Genomic DNA, 18594 nt, shown 5'->3' on the forward strand with positions numbered 1-18594 from the left:
AAGACAAAAGATCAAGATGTAGAGTGCATTGGCTAGGAGCACCCAAGTATAATTTTTTTTCCAGGTTTTTGGTTTTTTGGTTTCCATGGTTTTGTTTTAAGGCTTTATTTTTTGTGCAGGTACTGTTGTGGTTTGTTGAATTGAGATCATATTGGCCAATAATTTATAGGCGCCGGTTACACCTTCAGGTAGTTCTCTAAAAAAGCTTAGTCCTGTGTAAATGTAATGTCCTTTTCCGTAAGGCGCTACCAATAAAGCTCCATTTTTTGGGGTTTCACCTTGATCGTTTGATGATATGATAGATATGAAAGCTTTGTCAAAGGTACTTGGGTAGTACAAACCTTGCTCTTGTTTCCAGCCTTTGAAATCTGCCGAAGTTATTTTGTTTGGGAAATTTAAAACAGGATGATTGGGAGCTAAGAAACGAACTTCCGCATCTTCTTCGGTCACGCGATCTCGAGATAATTTCAATGAGTAAGGTGCTAAATTTTCGGTAACTAAATCAGTAGGTGTATTGTACTGAACAATCATTGTTTTACCTGATTTTACAAAATCGAAAAGAATTTCTTGTTTGTTTTTGAGTGCATTTACGGTGTTGTAAGCACGTACGCCAGTAATTACTGCATCGAACGATTCTAAACTTTCAGGTGTAATTGCATCTGGTTTTAAAATGGTAACGCTGTAACCTAATTGAGATAAGCTATTAGGAACTTCATCTCCAGCGCCCATGATGTAAGCTATTTTTTCACCAAAGGATTTTAAATCGGTTTTAATTATTTTCGTTTGCGCTGTTTGCAATACTTGTTGTTTCGTTATATGGTCATAATTGATGATGATTTGCTCTTTATCAAATCGTTTTCCGTCTACCGTTGCGACACTTTTTGCAAAACCTTCAGTGGCATTTTGTGGCGCTGTGACTTCAAAAAATACCAATTGCTCGCTGCCTTTTCTGGCAATTTCAAACGGAATAGTAGTTGGTATTACTTTCCAGTTGGTTGGAACTTCGAGCGCTAAAGTTCCTTTCACAGCATCTTTGCCCGCTTTAATTTTTACTCCAATATACTTGGATTTGTTGTCTCTAAATAGAATTACTTTATCGGTTATGGAAGTGGTAACGTCTGGCACCACATCAAGATAGTTATAGATTTCTCCTTTCACATCATCGTTGTATTTGTAAACGACAGTGCGTTCAAAAGGAAGTGTAATTCCATTAATTTGAAGGTTAAAAACCACTTTCGCTTCGCGGATAATATCAGGAATACCAATGTTTTCTTGCTTATTTACAGCATACATGCCAACGGTTCCGTTTTCACTCAACCAATAAGGGAACGTATAGTTTGTTGTTTCTGGTAATTTTAAGTCGATTGTAAAATTTTGAACAATGTTATTTTTTAAATCTTTCTCTATTGTAGTCGTGTTTTGTTCTGGTAATGCAGTTACACTTTGCAATAGGAAAGGTGCATTACTTCGGTTGATAGCCTCCATTTTTAATTTCAAAACACTTCCAGGAGTTGTTTCTTGAATAGGAGAAACGGCTTCAAGGTACAAGCCTGCGCAGGCCGCAATTAGTTCTTTTACTGCAGCAGCTTTCAAAGGAGCCCACTGCTTGTCACCTAAAGCGGTCATCATACTGTATGCTTTGGCTAAAGCTGGAATACTTGCAGCTGGATTTTTATGATCAAAATCTTTGGCAATAGCAGTCAATAATTCACCAATAGGTTTGCCGCCTTTAACGCGATTCCAAGAAGTGTCAATTCCTTCAAAAAGTGATTTTTTATCTTGTAAAGGTGTACCATTTATAAATTCAAGATACTCTATTTCTTCGCCACGAGCGCCTGTGCTACCAAATCCTTGCGATTGATGACGGCTACGACTCAAAGCTGCAATTTCTTGGTTTGATTTGCCAATACCCGTAAAATACACACCCGTTTGTAAAGCAATTAGATTTGTTTTGTCGGCAGTATTAAATTTTTCGATAGTGCCATAAAACCACCACGATGTGTTAAAAAATTGTCGTTTGGTTTGCCACGGTTGTACCCATTTTAATTGTTCAGGAAATCGATTTGCGTTTGCAGCCTCTTTAAAACTTTCTACGCTTAGCATGGCTGATGCGGTATGATGTCCGTGAGTTGTTCCCGCCGAACGATGGTCAAATCGATTTACAATTACATCAGGTTGAAATTTTCGGATAGCCCAAATTACATCTGCTAAAACTTGTTCTTTATCCCAAATGGCAAGTGTTTCGGTTGGATTTTTAGAAAAACCAAAGTCATTAGCACGAGAAAAAAACTGTTCTCCTCCATCAATTTTTCTAGCTTCAATAAGTTCTTGAGTTCTGATTACGCCTAATAATTCCCTTAGTTGTGTTCCTATTAAATTTTGTCCACCATCACCTCGAGTTAATGATAAATAACCTGTTCTTGCTTTTTGATCGTTAGCCAAATACGAAATCAATCGTGTGTTTTCATCATCAGGATGTGCAGCAATATAAAGCACTGATCCTAAAAAATTTAATTTTTCTATTTGGTTATAAATTTCTACACTATTTAATTTGGCGGGTTGCTGAGCGCGTAGGGTAGGAGCAAAAAATAGGATACAAGAAAATAATTGAACTAGTTTTTTAAACATTCTTTTAAAATTTAGTTGGCAGTAGCTTCAAATGTAGGAATTAAATATTTTTTGTAGAAATGTTTTCACTTTTCTTTAATGCTACAATGTTTTTTTAACAAAAAAAGAGATAAAACAGCTTTGGTTCTCTCTCTTTCTAGTTGTGTTACCTGAAAAGTTAGTCTCTATCATGACCTCTTCCGCCTCGTTCATGGTCGTCGTGTCCTCGACCACCTTTTCTGTGGTCGTCATGACCTCTTCCTCTATCATGGTCTCTATCATAATACTTTCTTTTGTCAACGTAGGTTTTAGTAACATATACATCACGATCGTTTCTACCTATGTTACGTTGCGGACGTCCTCTGTATCCATGGTAATATTTTACCTTGTGCGTATTAAAGTTAGCGTATGGTCTTGATCCTCGGTAATCAGTAAGTACTACTTTATAACCTCGGTACAAATCATAGTTACGGTATCTGTATGGCAAAGTTCTTGAACGAACCCATCTTCCATCTCCAAAATAAATAAATTGAGTAGCGCGAACATCGTAGTAGGCTTCAATGTCTGGAATATAATAGTAAGATACATCATTGTAACCAACAGGTCCCCATTGAGGTGCACGACCGATGTTTACGTTTACTGATACTTGTGCTTCTATTGTGCTGCTTGCAAAAAGAAGTAGTGCAACAGCGAGTAGTTTATATGTTTTCATAATATGTGATTTTAAGGTATAAAATTAAGTGCAATTGCTTTTTTGAAATATTTCTATTTTCGAATTTTCAACAACTGTGCCAGAATTAAAAATTTCTTTTCACTTGGTTTTTTAAGTGTTTGTAAATCAATGAAATATTTTCTAAAAAAAAACATTTTAATCTTTGATAATTCCTTTATCATCGATGTAAAATTTTTTAAAAGCAGTAAATTTTAGAGCTTAGATTCTTTTTTCTTCTGCTTTGGTTATAGCTAATTTTGATCTCGTAATCAGAAAGTATTTAATTTACAATCTGTAATTAACTATGCGAGGTTTGGCCAAATCAAAATCTTGTAATCTAAAGTCAGTAGTTTCTAATTCATTTGTTTTAAATATATCAGTACCATTGCCGGGAATCGAAGGATAATACGAAAGAGAAATTTGAAATGCACTAAAAACTAAATAGTCGTTGTTAATAATGAATCCGACACTTAACTTAGAATAGGCTTTACTACTTAAAATGCTTTTCTTACTATTTCCTAAAGTCGCTAAAGAATAATTTACGTAAGGATTTAATCTAAATCCCCACAATTTCCATGGTGAATAGGCTTGAGTTTGTAAAACTACCAATGCTTTTTGAGTTCCATATTGTGCCGTGTTAAAACCACTTAATCCTTCATTTTGATTGATTGATAACTGGTCTCCAATAATACTAGATCGGTGAGCACCTAGAACAATTTGAGGTTTTATAAATTGTCTCACTTTCCAAGTTCCAATACTCATTAAGTTAGTAAAATAATTGGCTTCGAAAGTAAAAGCTGATTGCTGGGTTTTCGATCCATCAAAAAAGGAGCCTAGCTCTATATTTGTACTTAAAAAACCCCATTCAAAAAAGTGTCCGAAAGCAGCTCTTGCGCCTGCATAAAAGCGATTTATTTGATTTTTATTTTGGTAGCCCGCGGTTAAACCATATATTTTGCCGGTTGGTACGTCTTCAATAATACCGTTTTGAAAGATGTATCGGTCTCTTACGAATCGTCGTGAGGTAATACCTAATCCAATTAATGCTAGTTTTTCGTTTGCGTAAAAATTATCAGGATCAAAAACAGCTGTTGGACTTTCGCTATATTGAATATTTAAAAATCGTCCGCTTAGCACCAGTTTAGAGCTTCGATCGTCTACTGTTTGACCCTTAAAAATTTGAAAAGCCCTACCAACCCAAAAATCTTGTGTATTAAATTTGAAATTTTGAAATTCAAAAACCGAATTAACATCTGGCAGCGTATCTTTTCTGAAGTTTTGTTCTATAAAAATACCACCTGCCCACTTGGCTACAGGGGAGTAAAATGGGCGCTCAAGTCCTACGCTTTTGTTATAGTACCCATCTAAATCCAATCTGTATTTGATATCAGTACTAACAAAGGTATTTTTTATAGTTGGAATGCGATACCCTACATCATAAGCAGTTTTACCATCTTCAAAGCGGTTGGTGATTTTATTTTGAAATTGATGTCCGGAACCCAAAAAGTTGCGTTCATTCAATTCGAAATTGATTCTGGAACTGGATAAAGATCCTTGCGGAAGCATGCTCCAAGAATCCAACACGCGAATAGTTACATCAACGGAATCAGTGCTTGTAGTGCTACTATCGGGTGTAATATCAACCCTATTAATGTACCGTTGTGCTCGAATTAAACGCTCAGATTCCCGCACAAGTAAGGAGTCGAAAGCCTTGTTTTTCTTAATTAACAGTAAATTTAAAATTGCCAATCGGTTGGTTTTAATGTGCGCTCTGTTCCCCAGTTTTTCTGCCCACCGAGTTGGTTTTTTAAGTGTATCAGTATCAGAATATCCAAAGGGATCAAGTGTAATTATGTTTATTTTACGAATTATTTTACCTTCAAATGGACTGTATTTTTTTTGAATTTGTGGTGTGCTTCTACTGCGAATAGAATTTCTTTTAAAGACTAATTTGTGTAACAGTTTGTTAAACTTATTCTTTTTTGAAAATGAGTTTATGTTTTTTGCGATGGTCGTTGAATCCTTTTTCCCTTCTCTTTTTTGACCAAACGAAATTGTTGTTCCAAAAAAGAACAGCACACAAAACATTATTTTGAAAAAAGTATTCATAAAATAGTTGCGCCTACAAATAATAGCTGGGTAAAAAAAATACAATTTTCTTTTGCAATACGATTTTTGAGACAGTTGCTAAGATACTATGTTTTTGGGGTATTTGCATCTGTTATAGTTGTAGTTTCTGTGAATACAGGCACTGGCACATCTGCTTTAATGACATTGGTTTTTGGTTCGGTATCTTCCTCAGAATCAAAAAGTGGTAGCTTAATATTCCTCCATGTATAGGTTTTGGGTAAATGATCGCCCATCAAATATCCCCATGGTTCTAAAGATTCAATGCGGTCAAAAATTACTTTTAGCATAGCCAATATTGGAAGTGCCAAAAACATTCCCGAAACACCCGCGATTGCTCCTCCAATGATGATAGCGATGATAGATACAAAAGCGTTAATTTCTACTTTCGAACTAACAATCATTGGTACTAAAATATTATTATCAATCAATTGTACCACGACTGTAACAACAATTACTCCAACTATTACTGACAAGTCAGGTGAACCTGTTAACGAGGCCACGATACTTAAAACACCTGCAAATAAAATCCCGATGTAGGGAATTAAGTTTAAGATGCCAGTAATGATTCCTAGTAAAATAGCATATTTCACCCCAATTAGCATAAAGCCAATAGTAGTCATTGTTGCTACACAAATTAGTTCGATGATTAAACCAACGATATAACTATTTATGGCCATTCGGATGTTGGTTAAAATATCTTTTAATTGAGCATGGTTTTCTTTGTTTACTAGTTTTCCTAAAAACATCAAGAAATGGGTGCGATACAGTAAAATTAAAAAAGTATAAATTGGTATTAAAGTAAGATTTAATAAGGTATCCGTGAACGACATTAGCGTTGTACCAATTATCTCTTTACCTTTTTCCATAGAATCTTCTGCAGCTGTATCAATGTATTCTTTTTGTTCAGAAGAACTTAAGTTGAAGTTGGTGCGAATGTAGTCCTGAATATTTCCTAAATGAATGGTTAAGTTTTTTTCTATTTTATCAAAATCTTCAGTAAAATCACTAATTTGAAAAGAAAGAAAAACAAACAATCCAACAAAGAATAGAACGAACAGAATAACGGCAATCATTACCGCAAGCACGTTTGGAAATCGCAATTTTGCTTTCAAAAATTGAACTATTGGATATAGTAAAATAGCAAACAAAAACGACATGATTATGGGCACCAGAATTCCTTGACCGATATAAAACAAAAATAGCAATGAAATTAATGCTAATAAAATGAAAGTAAGTTTCGCGTAAAAAGGGAATTGCATCGAGTTGCTCATATTATGTTTTTTTTATAAGTATTAAAGTTATAAAACTAAATTTTTAAAGAGCAAAGATGAATCAAAAAAAAACTAACTATTTACATATTTAGGATTGAAAGTTATAGAATTTAAACTTCTGATATAAAGTTACAATTCCGTTTAATCTCATCTAATCAATGAAATCTTGATCGTGGAACTCATTTTTTAAAATTGAAATTCCTTTTTGTAGTAATAAATTGTTTGGAAAAATTATTTGTTCCCCATCAATTGTGCGCAAAAAAACATGGAAAGCACCAATGTCTTCAATTTCTGCTTGAATAGGAAAATCTTTGTCGTGAATTTTAATTACATCACCAATTTTAAATGGAAACGAAAAAAACAAAATAATCCCTGATGTGATATTACTCAAAATAGACCATTGAGCAAACATGGCAACGCCTACAACTGTTGTAAAAGAACTCAAAGCAATTATGATATCTTTTGCTTGAACTCCCCAAACTATGATTAAAGCAATAACTACTAGAATGTTTAAAAATAGGTGCAAGTATTTAATCACCAAATTAGTTCGGTGTTCAATGGTTTGGTGCGATTGCGCATATCTACGTACCAATTTAGTAGTTACAATACGTAAAATAAAAAAAACTATTGCAGTTATTCCGCTAGCGATTATCTCTCGAGAATACTCTTGAATAATGGATAAATTCATAGGATTTAAGGTAATTGGTTCAAATAATCAAATACTTTGTCAGTAGGCAATCCCATTATATTGGTGTAAGAACCTTCAATTTTTGCAACTCCAATAAAACCAATCCATTCTTGAATGCCATAGGAACCGGCTTTATCGTAGGGTTTGTAGTTTTCTACGTAATATTGAATAGTTTCTTTGGTCAAATTATGAAAAGTGACTTTGCTGTATTCATGAATAACGGTCGTTTTTTCATTCGTTTTAAAACAAACAGAGGTAATAACTTCGTGGGAGCTGTTTGAAAGTGATTGTAATATTGAGATAGCCTCTTGTTCATTTTTTGGCTTGCCAAGCGCTATGTTTTTGTGCCATACAATGGTGTCACTGGTTATCAAAATACCATTATCGGGTAGTTCATTTTCAAACGCATCCGCTTTTAAAACAGCCAAATAATCTGTTATTTCGTGCGCTTGCAAATGTGATGGATAAACTTCTTCAGTATCTTTTAATCGAATTTCAAAATCCAAATCTAAGTCTTTTAAAAACTGCTGCCTGCGCGGAGAACCTGACGCTAGGATTATTTGGTATTTTTTTAATTTATCTTTAAGCATTGTATTGTAAATTTAGATTGAGCAGTGCAACTGATAAGATTCCAAAGAACAAAACCCATTTAAGCACTGAACTCAATAAATGATAATCAGATTTATTTTTTGCAGACCACATTTTAATGGTAAAATAGAGTAGTGGACCAGTTACAAAAATTAAAAGGTAGACCACTACAAAAAGCAAATCCATCAAATACATATTGATGTAGCGCAACAAAATGAATAGCGGAGCTATACTAAGCACAAATACCAATTTACTTGTTTTGATGGCGCCTAAAACAATAGGTAAAGTTGCCATTCCTTGCTGTGAATCGCCGTCTAAATCCTCCAAATCTTTGACCATTTCGCGCAATAAATTGACTATAAAAGCAAATATGGCATAATCTGTTAAGATAGAGAAAAAGAGACGCATTTGCTTTTGGTTATCTAAGCCGGTTGCAGGATACAAATCGAAAACACCAATTATCAATATACTAATTGATAACAATAGTGCCACCACAAAATTACCCACAAGTACCATTTGCTTTAAGCTAGTAGCATAAAAATAAAGAGTGGCAGCAATAAAGATAAAGACAGCTGCAAAGCTAGGTTTCATAATCACATTCGACAGATAAAAACCAATAGCTACGCCGACTGTAGTTAAAGCAATATAGTAATTATAGGCTTTTTGCTCTGAAATAGTCACTCCAACAATTTGTTTTCCAGGTTTGTTGACAGCATCAGTTTGTTGGTCGTAAATATCGTTGATTACATAGCCACCTGCGGCAATGCAAAAAGTTGCGATAACCAACAAAAGGTACTGCCAATCGGCAAGTGCTAGCGGTATTGATTGCCATTTAAAAAATACAAATCGAAATAGCAACTGCATTAAGGCCAGCATCATTAGATTTTGATAGCGAATCAGGCGAAGAAAATTCATAAGCTATTATTTCTTTTTCTTTTAATCGTGTTGTCCGTTAAAATGTTCCATCCATTTGCCTTGAACTCTCATTACTTGTTCAATCACATCTCGCACTGCACCTTTACCACCATTTTTATGTGAAATATATCCTGATATTTCTTTAATTTCAGGGCTAGCATCCTGCGGACAAGTTGCTAATCCTACTAATTTCATGACATGATAATCAGGAATATCGTCACCCATGTACAGAACTTGCTCAGGATTGATATTGGAAACGGCTGTGTATTCGTTAAAAGTAGCTACCTTATCTGGAGTTCCCAAATAGATGTCTGTGATGCCTAAGTTTTGTAAACGGATACGAACTCCTTCATTACTCCCGCCAGAAATGATACATACCTTATAGCCACTTTCGATCGCGGCTTTAATAGCATAACCATCTCTTATGTTCATAGTTCTTAATATTTCGCCTTCATTGGTTACAAATACTGAACCGTCTGTGAGCACACCATCTACATCAAAAATAAAACTAGTGATGTCATTCATTATTTCTTTATAGCTTTTTGCCATTTTCTTGTATCGATTGAGTTAAAAGTAAATAAATTTCTTTTTGGTATTCCTCTTTTAAAAAATTGAGGTGTGTTGTTATGGTATTTTGATCGTTGCGTTTTGCTGGGCCTGTTTGTGCATCGATGGGTGAGAGTATTTGAATTTTTGCTGCTGTTTCTTGAATTAATGGTTCAAGTATGTCAAATGGAACTTGATTTTCTTGGCAAATTGTTGCAGCGATAGCGTACAAATGATTGGTAAAATTATTAGCAAAAACCGCAGCTACATGCAATGCCTGGCGTTGCTCGGTATTGATGGCTATAACTTTATCTGAAATTACTTTTCCTACTTTTTGAAGTACATGAAAATCAGTTGCATTTTCACTTTCGATACAAATAGGTATGGGTCTAAAATTAATTTCTTTGTTTTTAGTAAACGTTTGAAGTGGATAAAAAACACCTTTCCGATTGTTGTCGTTTAAAATTTGAAGTCCTGCCGCTCCTGATGTATGAGCCACCAATCTATTTTTGAAAGGTATTTGAGAGGACACTTCGGCTATAGCATCATCGGATACACAAATGATGTACAAATCGGCTTCGATTAATTCTTCAAAAGAAGAGGTAATTTGGTCCCAAGGAACTAAAGGTGTAATGGTTGCAGAATTTCGAGCGTAAACTTGCACTAATTCTACATCACTGCCATGTGAATTTTCATATTCAAACGCGGCAATTAAATGTTGCGCAACGTTTCCTGAGCCTATTACTACTACTTTGATCATCATGCAAAAATAGAAAAAAAATATGGCAAATTTTTGCAAAGAAAAATCACTCTTGTTACTGTTTTGTAATGCTTTCAGTTTCAAAAAAATCAGGCTTTCAATACCTTCTTAATTTTGATTTAATTAACAAATGTGCGATTCGCGAAGTCAACATTTTTAAGTACTTTTGTGGCACTTTTACAAAACATAACCCCATAAAAATGGAGAAAAAAATAGTTTCTTTTTTGTTTTCAACTCGCTTAATGGCCTTTTTGTTTGTTGCATACGCTGCTGCTATGGCTACAGGAACTTTTATTGAAAGCAAATACAATACAGATACCGCAAAAATTTTAATTTACAATTCATGGTGGTTTGAAGCCATTCATGTTTTTTTTGTGATCAATTTCATTGGTAATATCAAGCGTTACCAACTTTTAAAAAAAGAAAAATGGGCGACATTGTTGCTGCATTTATCTTTCATATTCATCATTTTGGGAGCTTTTGTTACTCGATATATAAGCTATGAAGGTGTTATGCCAATACGTGAAGGTGCAACTGAAAACCAAGTTTTTTCAGAGAAAACTTTTTTGACTGTTTTTGTTGATGGGGAATATCAAGGCCAAATGCGACGCAGAGTTTTTGAGGAAAAGGTGTTGTTTTCACCTGCGACCTCAAATGATTTTACAATGTCAGGTAAATTTGCTGATACACCATTTGAGGTAGAGTACGAAAATTTTGTCATGGGTGCAACAGAGTATGTGAAACCAGATCCAAAAGGAATTACTTATCTAAAAATTGTAGAGGCAGGCGATGGCGGCCGACACGAGCATTTTTTAAAAGAAGGCGAAGTTCAAAACATTCACAACGTTTTGTTTTCGCTGAATAAATATACGGATGGTGCCATAAATATTATAACAACTGGAAAAGAATACACAATTCAAACTCCTTTTGAAGGTAATTTTATGAGAATGGCCGACAAGTTACAGGGTAAAGTAACCAAAGATAATGTTCAGCCATTGATGATGCGTTCGTTGTATAGCGTGGGCGATATGCGATTCGTTTTTCCAGATCCGGCTGTAAAAGGAATTATCGATTACAAATCGAACAACGATTTTAAAGCAAAAACTCACGAAGACGCGCTAACAGTAAAATTGATTGCTGAAGGTCAGGAAAAATCAGTAACGCTATTGGGTTCAAAAGGTAAAGTAGGAGAACCTAAAACTGTTAAAATTGGTAAAACTGATTACACTTTATTTTTCGGAAGTAAAGCCTATGAGTTGCCTTTTAAAATTAAACTAAACGATTTTATAGCTCAAAAATATCCGGGTACTGAAAAAAGTTACTCTTCATTTGAAAGTAAAGTAACAGTCCAAGACAAGGAAACTTTTGATGCACGTATTTATATGAACAATGTACTAGACCATGATGGTTACCGCTTCTTTCAATCTGGTTTTGATCCAGATGAAAAAGGTACTATTCTCTCTGTAAACCATGATTTCTGGGGTACGGGACTTACTTACGTTGGATATTTTATTCTTTATTTTGCTATGATGGCCATCTTATTTACAAAACACTCTCGTTTTGCTGACTTAAAGCGAAAATTAGAAGTTGTTAAAACCAAAAAGGCTAAGTTTTTACCTGCTGTATTGCTGTTGTTTAGTTTGGGTTCATTCGCGCAAGCGCAAGAACACAATCATGACGAACATGAAGGACATGTGCATGAAGAGACTGCAGCTGCGCCAGCGCCAACACAACATGCGAGCCACTCACAAAAAAAATTAAGCCAATCTGAACTTTTAGCTTTTATTACTAAAAACAAAGTTTCAGAGGCACATGCGGCTAAGTTTGCACGTTTGGTTATTCAAGATGCCGGTGGACGAATGAAACCTATTAACACTTTTTCTTCGGAATTGTTGCGTAAGGTGAGTCAGAGCAACTCGTTCAATGATATGAATTCGGACCAAGTTTTTCTATCGATGACGCAATATGCTAACTATTGGATTGATATTCCAATCATTCATTTAAGAAGAGGGAATGACAGTATCAGAAAAATTATTGGTGTAGATAAAGAAGCAAAAGTGGCACCTTTTGTTTCATTTTTTGATGAAAAAGGAAATTACAAATTGGCCAAATACCTTGAGAGTTCCTTCAGCGCGGCCAATCCGAATCAATTTGAAAAGGATTTCATTGAAACAGACAAAAGAGTTAACTTAATGGAATCTGCTTTGAGCGGTAGAATTTTGAAGATTTTCCCTGTTCCAAACGATGCCAATAACAAATGGGTATCATTTTTAGAATTGAATGAAGCTGGAATAAAAGGAATGGAAGCAACTTACACCAAAAGTGTCCTACCATTGTATTTTGGCGCACTTGCAAACGCAGCCACCACTGGCGATTTTAATACTTCAGATGAATTGGTAGAGAGTATTACTGGTTTTCAAAAACGTTTTGGTAGTAAAGTAAGACCAAGTGAAGATAGGATTTCCTCAGAAATTTTATATAACAAGTTTGATGTATTTAATAAGCTGCAAACTTGGTATATGTTAGGTTCTATTTTAATGTTGTTGTTTACAATTTTACAAATTTTTAAAGAACGTAAATGGTTACATTATGCGGTTAACGGGATGCATATTGTTATTGGACTTCTATTTGCACTGCATACAGTTGGGCTAATTGCACGGTGGTACATATCTGGTCATGCCCCGTGGAGTAATGCTTATGAATCAATTATATATATTGCGTGGGCGACTATGTTTTTTGGATTGGCTTTTGATCGCAAATCAAAACTTACAGTAGCGTCATCAGCTTTTGTAACCGCTATGATTTTATTTGCTGGTAATCTGAACTGGATTGATCCTGAAATTGCCAATTTACAACCGGTTTTAAATTCGTATTGGTTGATGATACACGTAGCTGTAATCGTTGGTAGTTATGGTCCGTTGGCTTTAGGAATGATTTTAGGAGGTGTTGCTTTGTTGTTAATGTTGTTTACCAATGAAAAGAATAAAGTAAAAATGGATTTAAATATTCAAGAGATTACCTATATCAATGAAATGGCACTTACAATTGGTTTGATAATGCTTACTATTGGTAACTTTTTAGGAGGTCAGTGGGCTAATGAAAGTTGGGGACGCTACTGGGGTTGGGACCCTAAAGAGACGTGGGCTTTGATTACTATTATGGTTTATGCATTTGTAATTCACGCGCGTTTTGTTCCATCATTGCGTGGTAAATGGATTTTTAATTTAATGAGTATGTTCGCATTTTTATCAACTTTGTTTACATATTACGGAGTTAATTTTCACTTAGTAGGATTACACTCGTATGCAAGTGGAGAAGCTCACTCTTTAAATTGGATTTATTATACTTTGGGTGGAATTGCTTTATTTGGTGCAGTTTCGTATCCTAAGTATAGAAAATATTATAAGAAGTAAATTATAACTTATCTTCATAAAAAAGCCCAACTATTTTAGTTGGGCTTTTTTATTGTTCTTTAAATCACAAAAAGTTAATAGTTGATTGTACTATTTGCAATATGATTTACTTAAAACAAGAAATAAATTTTCTCCCAATTATCGATACCAAAGTAATTAATTACTGTGCTTAATTGGTTTATAAAAAAAGGGCTCAACTGTTGTTGAACCCTCTTCTCTTTATAAAATTAGTTTGGTTTTATACTTTACCCAAAGTATATAATTGTTCCATTGTAGGAGTTAAACTTCCACCAGCTGGTTCTAATGTAATTCCGAATCCTTCGGCACCATTAGCACTGCTTACTGCAAATAATTTTTGCTCGTTTTTATCAAAGTTCTCTAGTAAACCTATGCTCGTAGGAGTAAGTGGATTTAATTTAAGTGCCCAAACTTGGTAAACCATTCCTTCTGGTGGTTCAGGTAAATTTGCAGCATCAATATAAACTACCTCAGTTTCTTGATTCCAATATACCTTTGCTGAAGACTGTGGGCTAACTGCCTGTCCACCTAAACTCACTACTGTGTTTTTGATATCACGAACTACTGCTAAGCTAGACTCAACCGCTGTGTTTTTAATTTTTAAGGTATTGAATTCTTTTTCAATTTTAGCCTTGTCGTCTTGAGCAGCGGCCACTAATGAAGAAGTTTGATTCAGCTCATTATATTGATATGCTACACCCACTAACAAAGCTACAGATGCGGCCCATCCTAAATATTGGAATTTATTCTTTTTAGGTTCCAATTGAATTACGGGAGCATATTTAAGCTCTAATTTTTCTTTAATTTTTTCGTAGTTAGCCACCGAATGAAAAGGTGAAAAACTAGATGATAGTACTACAATAGCTTTTTCTATCGAAATGATTTCTGAATTAATTTCAGCATTATTTTTTGCCTTTGCGGCAACTTCTTCACTCTCTGTTTCCGTTAATAAACCATAAACATAAAGTTCCAGAATTCCTGAGTCAATATATTCTTTTGTTTCCATTATACTTTCAAATAATTTCTGAGATCGTTAATACAATTTCTATTTTGTGTTTTTACTGTTCCTAAAGGTATAGCCAACTCGTCACTAGCCTCTTGTTGGGTGTAACCTTTAAAAAACAATAAGTCAATTATTTGAATACATTTTGGTTTGAGTCTTTTTACAAATTCATTTAATCCAATCGTATCCACTTTGTCAGACAGTATCGAACTGTCTTCAAAATGATTTACGAAATTATCTGTAGAAAGGTTTTTTTGACTGTTATTAAAATTTTTGGAGCGCAGTTTGTCAATTGAAGTATTTCTAGCAATATTAAGGATCCAGGTATAAAATCGTCCTTTACTTTCGTTATACGAATCAATGTTTTTCCAAATTTTCACAAAGACTTCTTGCAATACATCTTCGGCCTCTTCTCTGTTTTTTACTAAAACATTGATAACCGAGAACAGACTTTTTGAATACATATCGTAAAGATGTGTGAATGCCCTCTCATCTTTTTTGTATATCAATACTAATAATTCTTCTTGACTCATAGTTTATATTGTTTATCTCTTACAAATTTATGCAATTTCAATTAAAAGAAGACTGATTTTGGCGAGTCTTCTGGTTTTAAAATCTAAAGAAAACTATCTTTTGAACGTAAATATACATAAAAACTTGCCTTTTCGTAAGTTATAGTCAAAAAAAGATGATTTATGTAAAACCATTTTAATCTTATTTCCGTAAATAATTTTAGATAGATATAAATAATTTTAAAATCAAAAAAAAACAGAAACTTGTTTAACTTTCTATTTTAACACTTTTCTTTTTCAAAGTAGTTCTCTGATTGTCAATTTTTTAAGTGTTATATGTTAATTATACGTTCTTATTTTTCTTGATATTACCATTGAAAAGAAATATTTTCGCCCTCTAATCTCTATACATATTAGTATTTAATATCATCTCATAAGCACTTCATATGTATAGTTTTATATCAAAACAAATGAAAAATATTTTTTTGACGTTGTTAACATGTTTCGGTTTAACGACTTGGGCGCAAATTAAAAAAGCGAAGATTGTAGATAAAAACGGCAATCCAATAGAAAATGTGTATGTGTTGAATACAAAATCTCAAACACATGCACACAGTAATGAATTTGGAGTTTTTACCTTATCTGAAACGGTTGACGGAGATCCTCTTGAAATAGTAGCCTTTGGTTACAAAAGACGAATTAGCAAATTTAATTCAAATGAGGAAGTTATTGTTCTTGAAGATGGTCTATTTCGTTTAAAAGAAGTTGTAATTCAACCCAAACTTTCGGCTATGAATGTCATTTCAAAAATTGATTTGCAAACTACACCCGTAAACTCTTCGCAAGAGATTTTACGCAAAGTTCCAGGTTTGTTAATTGGTCAGCACGCAGGTGGAGGTAAAGCAGAGCAGCTTTTTTTAAGAGGTTTTGATATTGATCATGGTACTGATATTGCCATTTCTGTTGATGGAATGCCTGTAAATATGGTTTCGCATGCGCACGGTCAAGGTTATGCTGATTTACATTTTGTTATACCTGAAACGGTAGATAAAATTGATTTCGGAAAAGGAACTTACTATGCGGACAAAGGAGATTTTGCAACGGCAGGATATGTAGCTTTTCAAACGAAAGATAAAATCGAAAACAGTAGTATTGGTGTAGAGATTGGTCAATTTAATACGCTCAGAACAGTAGGATTATTTGATCTTTTGGGGCAACAAAAAAATCAAAGCGCTTACATTGCAACTGAATATATTCTGACAGATGGTCCGTTTGATGCGCCTCAAAATTTTAATCGAATCAATCTTTTAGGGAAATATTCGGTTAGTTTGAATGATGCAAGTAAGTTCTCAATTTTAGCTTCTCGTTTCAAAAGTAAATGGGACGCGTCTGGACAAATTCCACAACGATTGGTTGATTTGGGAGTGATTACTAGATTTGGTGCAGTTGATAGTACGGAAGGTGGAACAACTTCAAGAACTAATTTTAATGTGGCTTGGTCAAAACCAATTAGTGAAAGTAGCTATTTTAAGGCCAATGCTTTTTATTCGAATTACGAGTTTGAATTGTTCTCGAATTTTACATTTTTCTTGAATGATCCTGTAAATGGAGATCAAATAAAGCAAAAAGAAGAGCGAGCGATTTATGGTTTGAATGCTGATTTACATCAAAAATCATTTATCAATGACGCCGAAGTACTTATGCAATACGGAATTGGTTTTAGATCAGATGCAACAATTGACTCTGAATTATCAAGTACGCTGAATAGAAAAACCGTTTTGCAACGATTAAAATTAGGCGATATAGAGCAATCTAATTTATTCTCGTACGCAAATGCAGAATTTAAAATGGGAAAATGGATTATAAATCCTGCATTGCGCTTGGATTATTTTAAATTCAATTACCAAGATATGTTAGCCAACACGTTTCAAACACAGGCAGAAACAGAAGTGAAGTTTTCACCAAAATTGAATTTTATTTATTCAAAAAGTAATGAATTACAATTTTTTGTCAAATCAGGAATGGGTTTTCACTCCAATGATACAAGAGTGGTGGTTGAAAATAATGGCAGAGAAATACTTCCAACAGCAATTGGTACTGATATTGGTACAATTTGGAAACCTACGCCATCACTATTAGTAAATGCTGCTTTGTGGCATTTGTATTTGGATCAAGAATTTGTATATGTAGGTGATGCGGGAGTGATTGAGCCGAGTGGGAAGTCCCGTAGAATGGGCGCTGAACTTAGTTTGCGTTATCAATTGAATGATCATTTGTTTTTTGACGCAGATGCCAATTACACTTATGCGCGTAGTATTGAAGAGCCAAACGGGCAAGATTTTATACCGTTAGCACCTGATTTTACAACAACAGGTGGATTGAGTTTTCAAAATGTGCACGGATTTTCAGGAGGTTTACGTTATCGTTACCTCAAGAATCGTCCAGCTAATGAGGATAATTCTATTATTGCAAAAGGGTATTTTATATCTGATTTGAATGTAAATTATCAATTAAAGAAAATTAATATTGGCATTGCCATCGAAAATATATTCAATACCGAATGGAATGAAACACAATTTGCAACAGAATCGAGGCTTCAAAACGAGCCAGAAAGTGTTGAGGAAATACATTTTACTCCAGGAACGCCTTTCTTTTTGAAAGGGAAAATTACCTACGCGTTCTAAATACCACGAGAAGTTTTTGTTGTTTATTTGTTTGGAAGCCTGACAGTTCATAGGGTCGGGCTTCCTTTTTTTATTTAACCACTGTTTAACAAAAAAATAATTTATTAAAACAAAAAAAGAAGTACTTTTAACAAAAATTATAATTATGAAAAACTTAGTTTATATAGCAACTTTTGCTTTAGTATTATTTAGTTGTCAAAACCAAGCACAACCAAAAAAATCAGACAAAATTATGAGTACAGCAGTTACAGCTAAAGAAAACATTTATCAGTTTAAAGTAGAAGATTTATCAGGCAAAACATTTGATTTTAGTACGCTAAAAGGAAAAAAAGTAATCATTGTAAATACAGCATCTAAGTGTGGATTAACTCCTCAGTATAAAGATTTAGAAGCGGTTTACAAAGAGTACAAAGATAAAGGTTTAGTAATTGTTGGTTTTCCAGCAAATAATTTTGCATCGCAGGAGCCAGGAACAAACGAGGAAATTGCAACATTTTGCCAAATGAATTACGGTGTTACTTTTCCTATGATGGATAAAGTTTCTGTAAAAGGTGATGATATGGCTGCTATTTATCAGTTTTTAACTCAAAAATCTAAAAATGGTTTACAAGATTCAAATGTAGAATGGAATTTTCAAAAATACCTAATCAATGAAAAAGGAGAACTAGAAAAAGTAATTTCTCCTAGAGTTTTGGTTACTGATCCAGAAGTAATGAATTGGATTAAAGCATAAGCAGTTAGCTAACT

At 34.0% G+C, this 18594-nt stretch carries 14 protein-coding genes; 3 read left to right on the forward strand and 11 right to left on the reverse strand.

From position 1 onward, the window contains the following. Positions 1-96: 96 nt before the first annotated feature. The 9 genes from G9Q29_RS05615 to G9Q29_RS05655 all read right to left on the reverse strand — a co-directional run bounded on the left by G9Q29_RS05615 (position 97) and on the right by G9Q29_RS05655 (position 10217). Positions 97-2628 (reverse strand): PIG-L family deacetylase, encoded by a 2532-nt coding sequence (locus G9Q29_RS05615; protein WP_166134175.1) that lies wholly within the window; start codon positions 2626-2628, stop codon positions 97-99. Positions 2629-2785: 157 nt separating this feature from the next. After that, positions 2786-3319, reverse strand: a complete 534-nt coding sequence (locus G9Q29_RS05620) for a hypothetical protein (protein ID WP_166134177.1) — start codon at positions 3317-3319, stop codon at positions 2786-2788. Between the two features lie 285 nt (positions 3320-3604). Then, entirely contained in the window at positions 3605-5407 is a 1803-nt protein-coding gene (locus G9Q29_RS05625) for a hypothetical protein (RefSeq protein ID WP_225872892.1), read from the reverse strand. Between the two features lie 107 nt (positions 5408-5514). Beyond that, positions 5515-6720, reverse strand: coding sequence for an AI-2E family transporter (locus G9Q29_RS05630; RefSeq protein ID WP_166134181.1), 1206 nt, complete (start codon positions 6718-6720; stop codon positions 5515-5517). A 151-nt stretch (positions 6721-6871) separates the two neighbouring features. Then, positions 6872-7408 (reverse strand): mechanosensitive ion channel family protein, encoded by a 537-nt coding sequence (locus G9Q29_RS05635; protein WP_166134183.1) that lies wholly within the window; start codon positions 7406-7408, stop codon positions 6872-6874. Between the two features lie 5 nt (positions 7409-7413). Continuing rightward, on the reverse strand, positions 7414-7998 hold the full coding sequence (locus tag G9Q29_RS05640; protein WP_166134185.1) for a Maf-like protein: 585 nt from the start codon (positions 7996-7998) through the stop codon (positions 7414-7416). Beyond that, positions 7991-8911: a geranylgeranylglycerol-phosphate geranylgeranyltransferase gene (locus G9Q29_RS05645; protein ID WP_166134187.1), complete on the reverse strand. Its 921-nt coding sequence runs from the start codon at positions 8909-8911 to the stop codon at positions 7991-7993. The genes G9Q29_RS05640 and G9Q29_RS05645 overlap by 8 nt, the downstream gene beginning before the upstream one ends. 21 nt (positions 8912-8932) lie before the next feature. After that, positions 8933-9460 (reverse strand): KdsC family phosphatase, encoded by a 528-nt coding sequence (locus G9Q29_RS05650; RefSeq protein ID WP_166134189.1) that lies wholly within the window; start codon positions 9458-9460, stop codon positions 8933-8935. Beyond that, the gene (locus tag G9Q29_RS05655; protein WP_166134637.1) at positions 9444-10217 is read right to left on the reverse strand and encodes a Rossmann-like and DUF2520 domain-containing protein; all 774 of its coding nucleotides are present in this window, start codon (positions 10215-10217) and stop codon (positions 9444-9446) included. The genes G9Q29_RS05650 and G9Q29_RS05655 overlap by 17 nt, the downstream gene beginning before the upstream one ends. 200 nt (positions 10218-10417) lie before the next feature. Between G9Q29_RS05655 and ccsA the strand changes: the two genes are divergently transcribed. Further along, the gene (gene ccsA, locus G9Q29_RS05660) at positions 10418-13630 is read left to right on the forward strand and encodes a cytochrome c biogenesis protein CcsA (RefSeq protein ID WP_166134198.1); all 3213 of its coding nucleotides are present in this window, start codon (positions 10418-10420) and stop codon (positions 13628-13630) included. A gap of 238 nt (positions 13631-13868) precedes the next feature. On the opposite strand, the gene G9Q29_RS05665 is transcribed toward ccsA, so the two are convergent. Together G9Q29_RS05665 and G9Q29_RS05670 are read right to left on the reverse strand one after the other, a co-directional pair. Then, positions 13869-14654, reverse strand: a complete 786-nt coding sequence (locus G9Q29_RS05665) for an anti-sigma factor (RefSeq protein WP_166134200.1) — start codon at positions 14652-14654, stop codon at positions 13869-13871. Further along, positions 14654-15184: an RNA polymerase sigma factor gene (locus G9Q29_RS05670; RefSeq protein WP_166134202.1), complete on the reverse strand. Its 531-nt coding sequence runs from the start codon at positions 15182-15184 to the stop codon at positions 14654-14656. Before G9Q29_RS05670 ends, G9Q29_RS05665 begins: the two co-directional genes overlap by 1 nt. Before the next feature lie 449 nt (positions 15185-15633). Between G9Q29_RS05670 and G9Q29_RS05675 the strand changes: the two genes are divergently transcribed. Together G9Q29_RS05675 and G9Q29_RS05680 are read left to right on the forward strand one after the other, a co-directional pair. Further along, positions 15634-17847, forward strand: a complete 2214-nt coding sequence (locus G9Q29_RS05675) for a TonB-dependent receptor (protein ID WP_166134204.1) — start codon at positions 15634-15636, stop codon at positions 17845-17847. Between the two features lie 232 nt (positions 17848-18079). After that, positions 18080-18580, forward strand: a complete 501-nt coding sequence (locus tag G9Q29_RS05680) for a glutathione peroxidase (protein WP_394367676.1) — start codon at positions 18080-18082, stop codon at positions 18578-18580. Positions 18581-18594: the final 14 nt, after the last annotated feature.

The organism is Flavobacterium turcicum (assembly GCF_011365745.1).
GTDB lineage: Bacteria > Bacteroidota > Bacteroidia > Flavobacteriales > Flavobacteriaceae > Flavobacterium > Flavobacterium turcicum.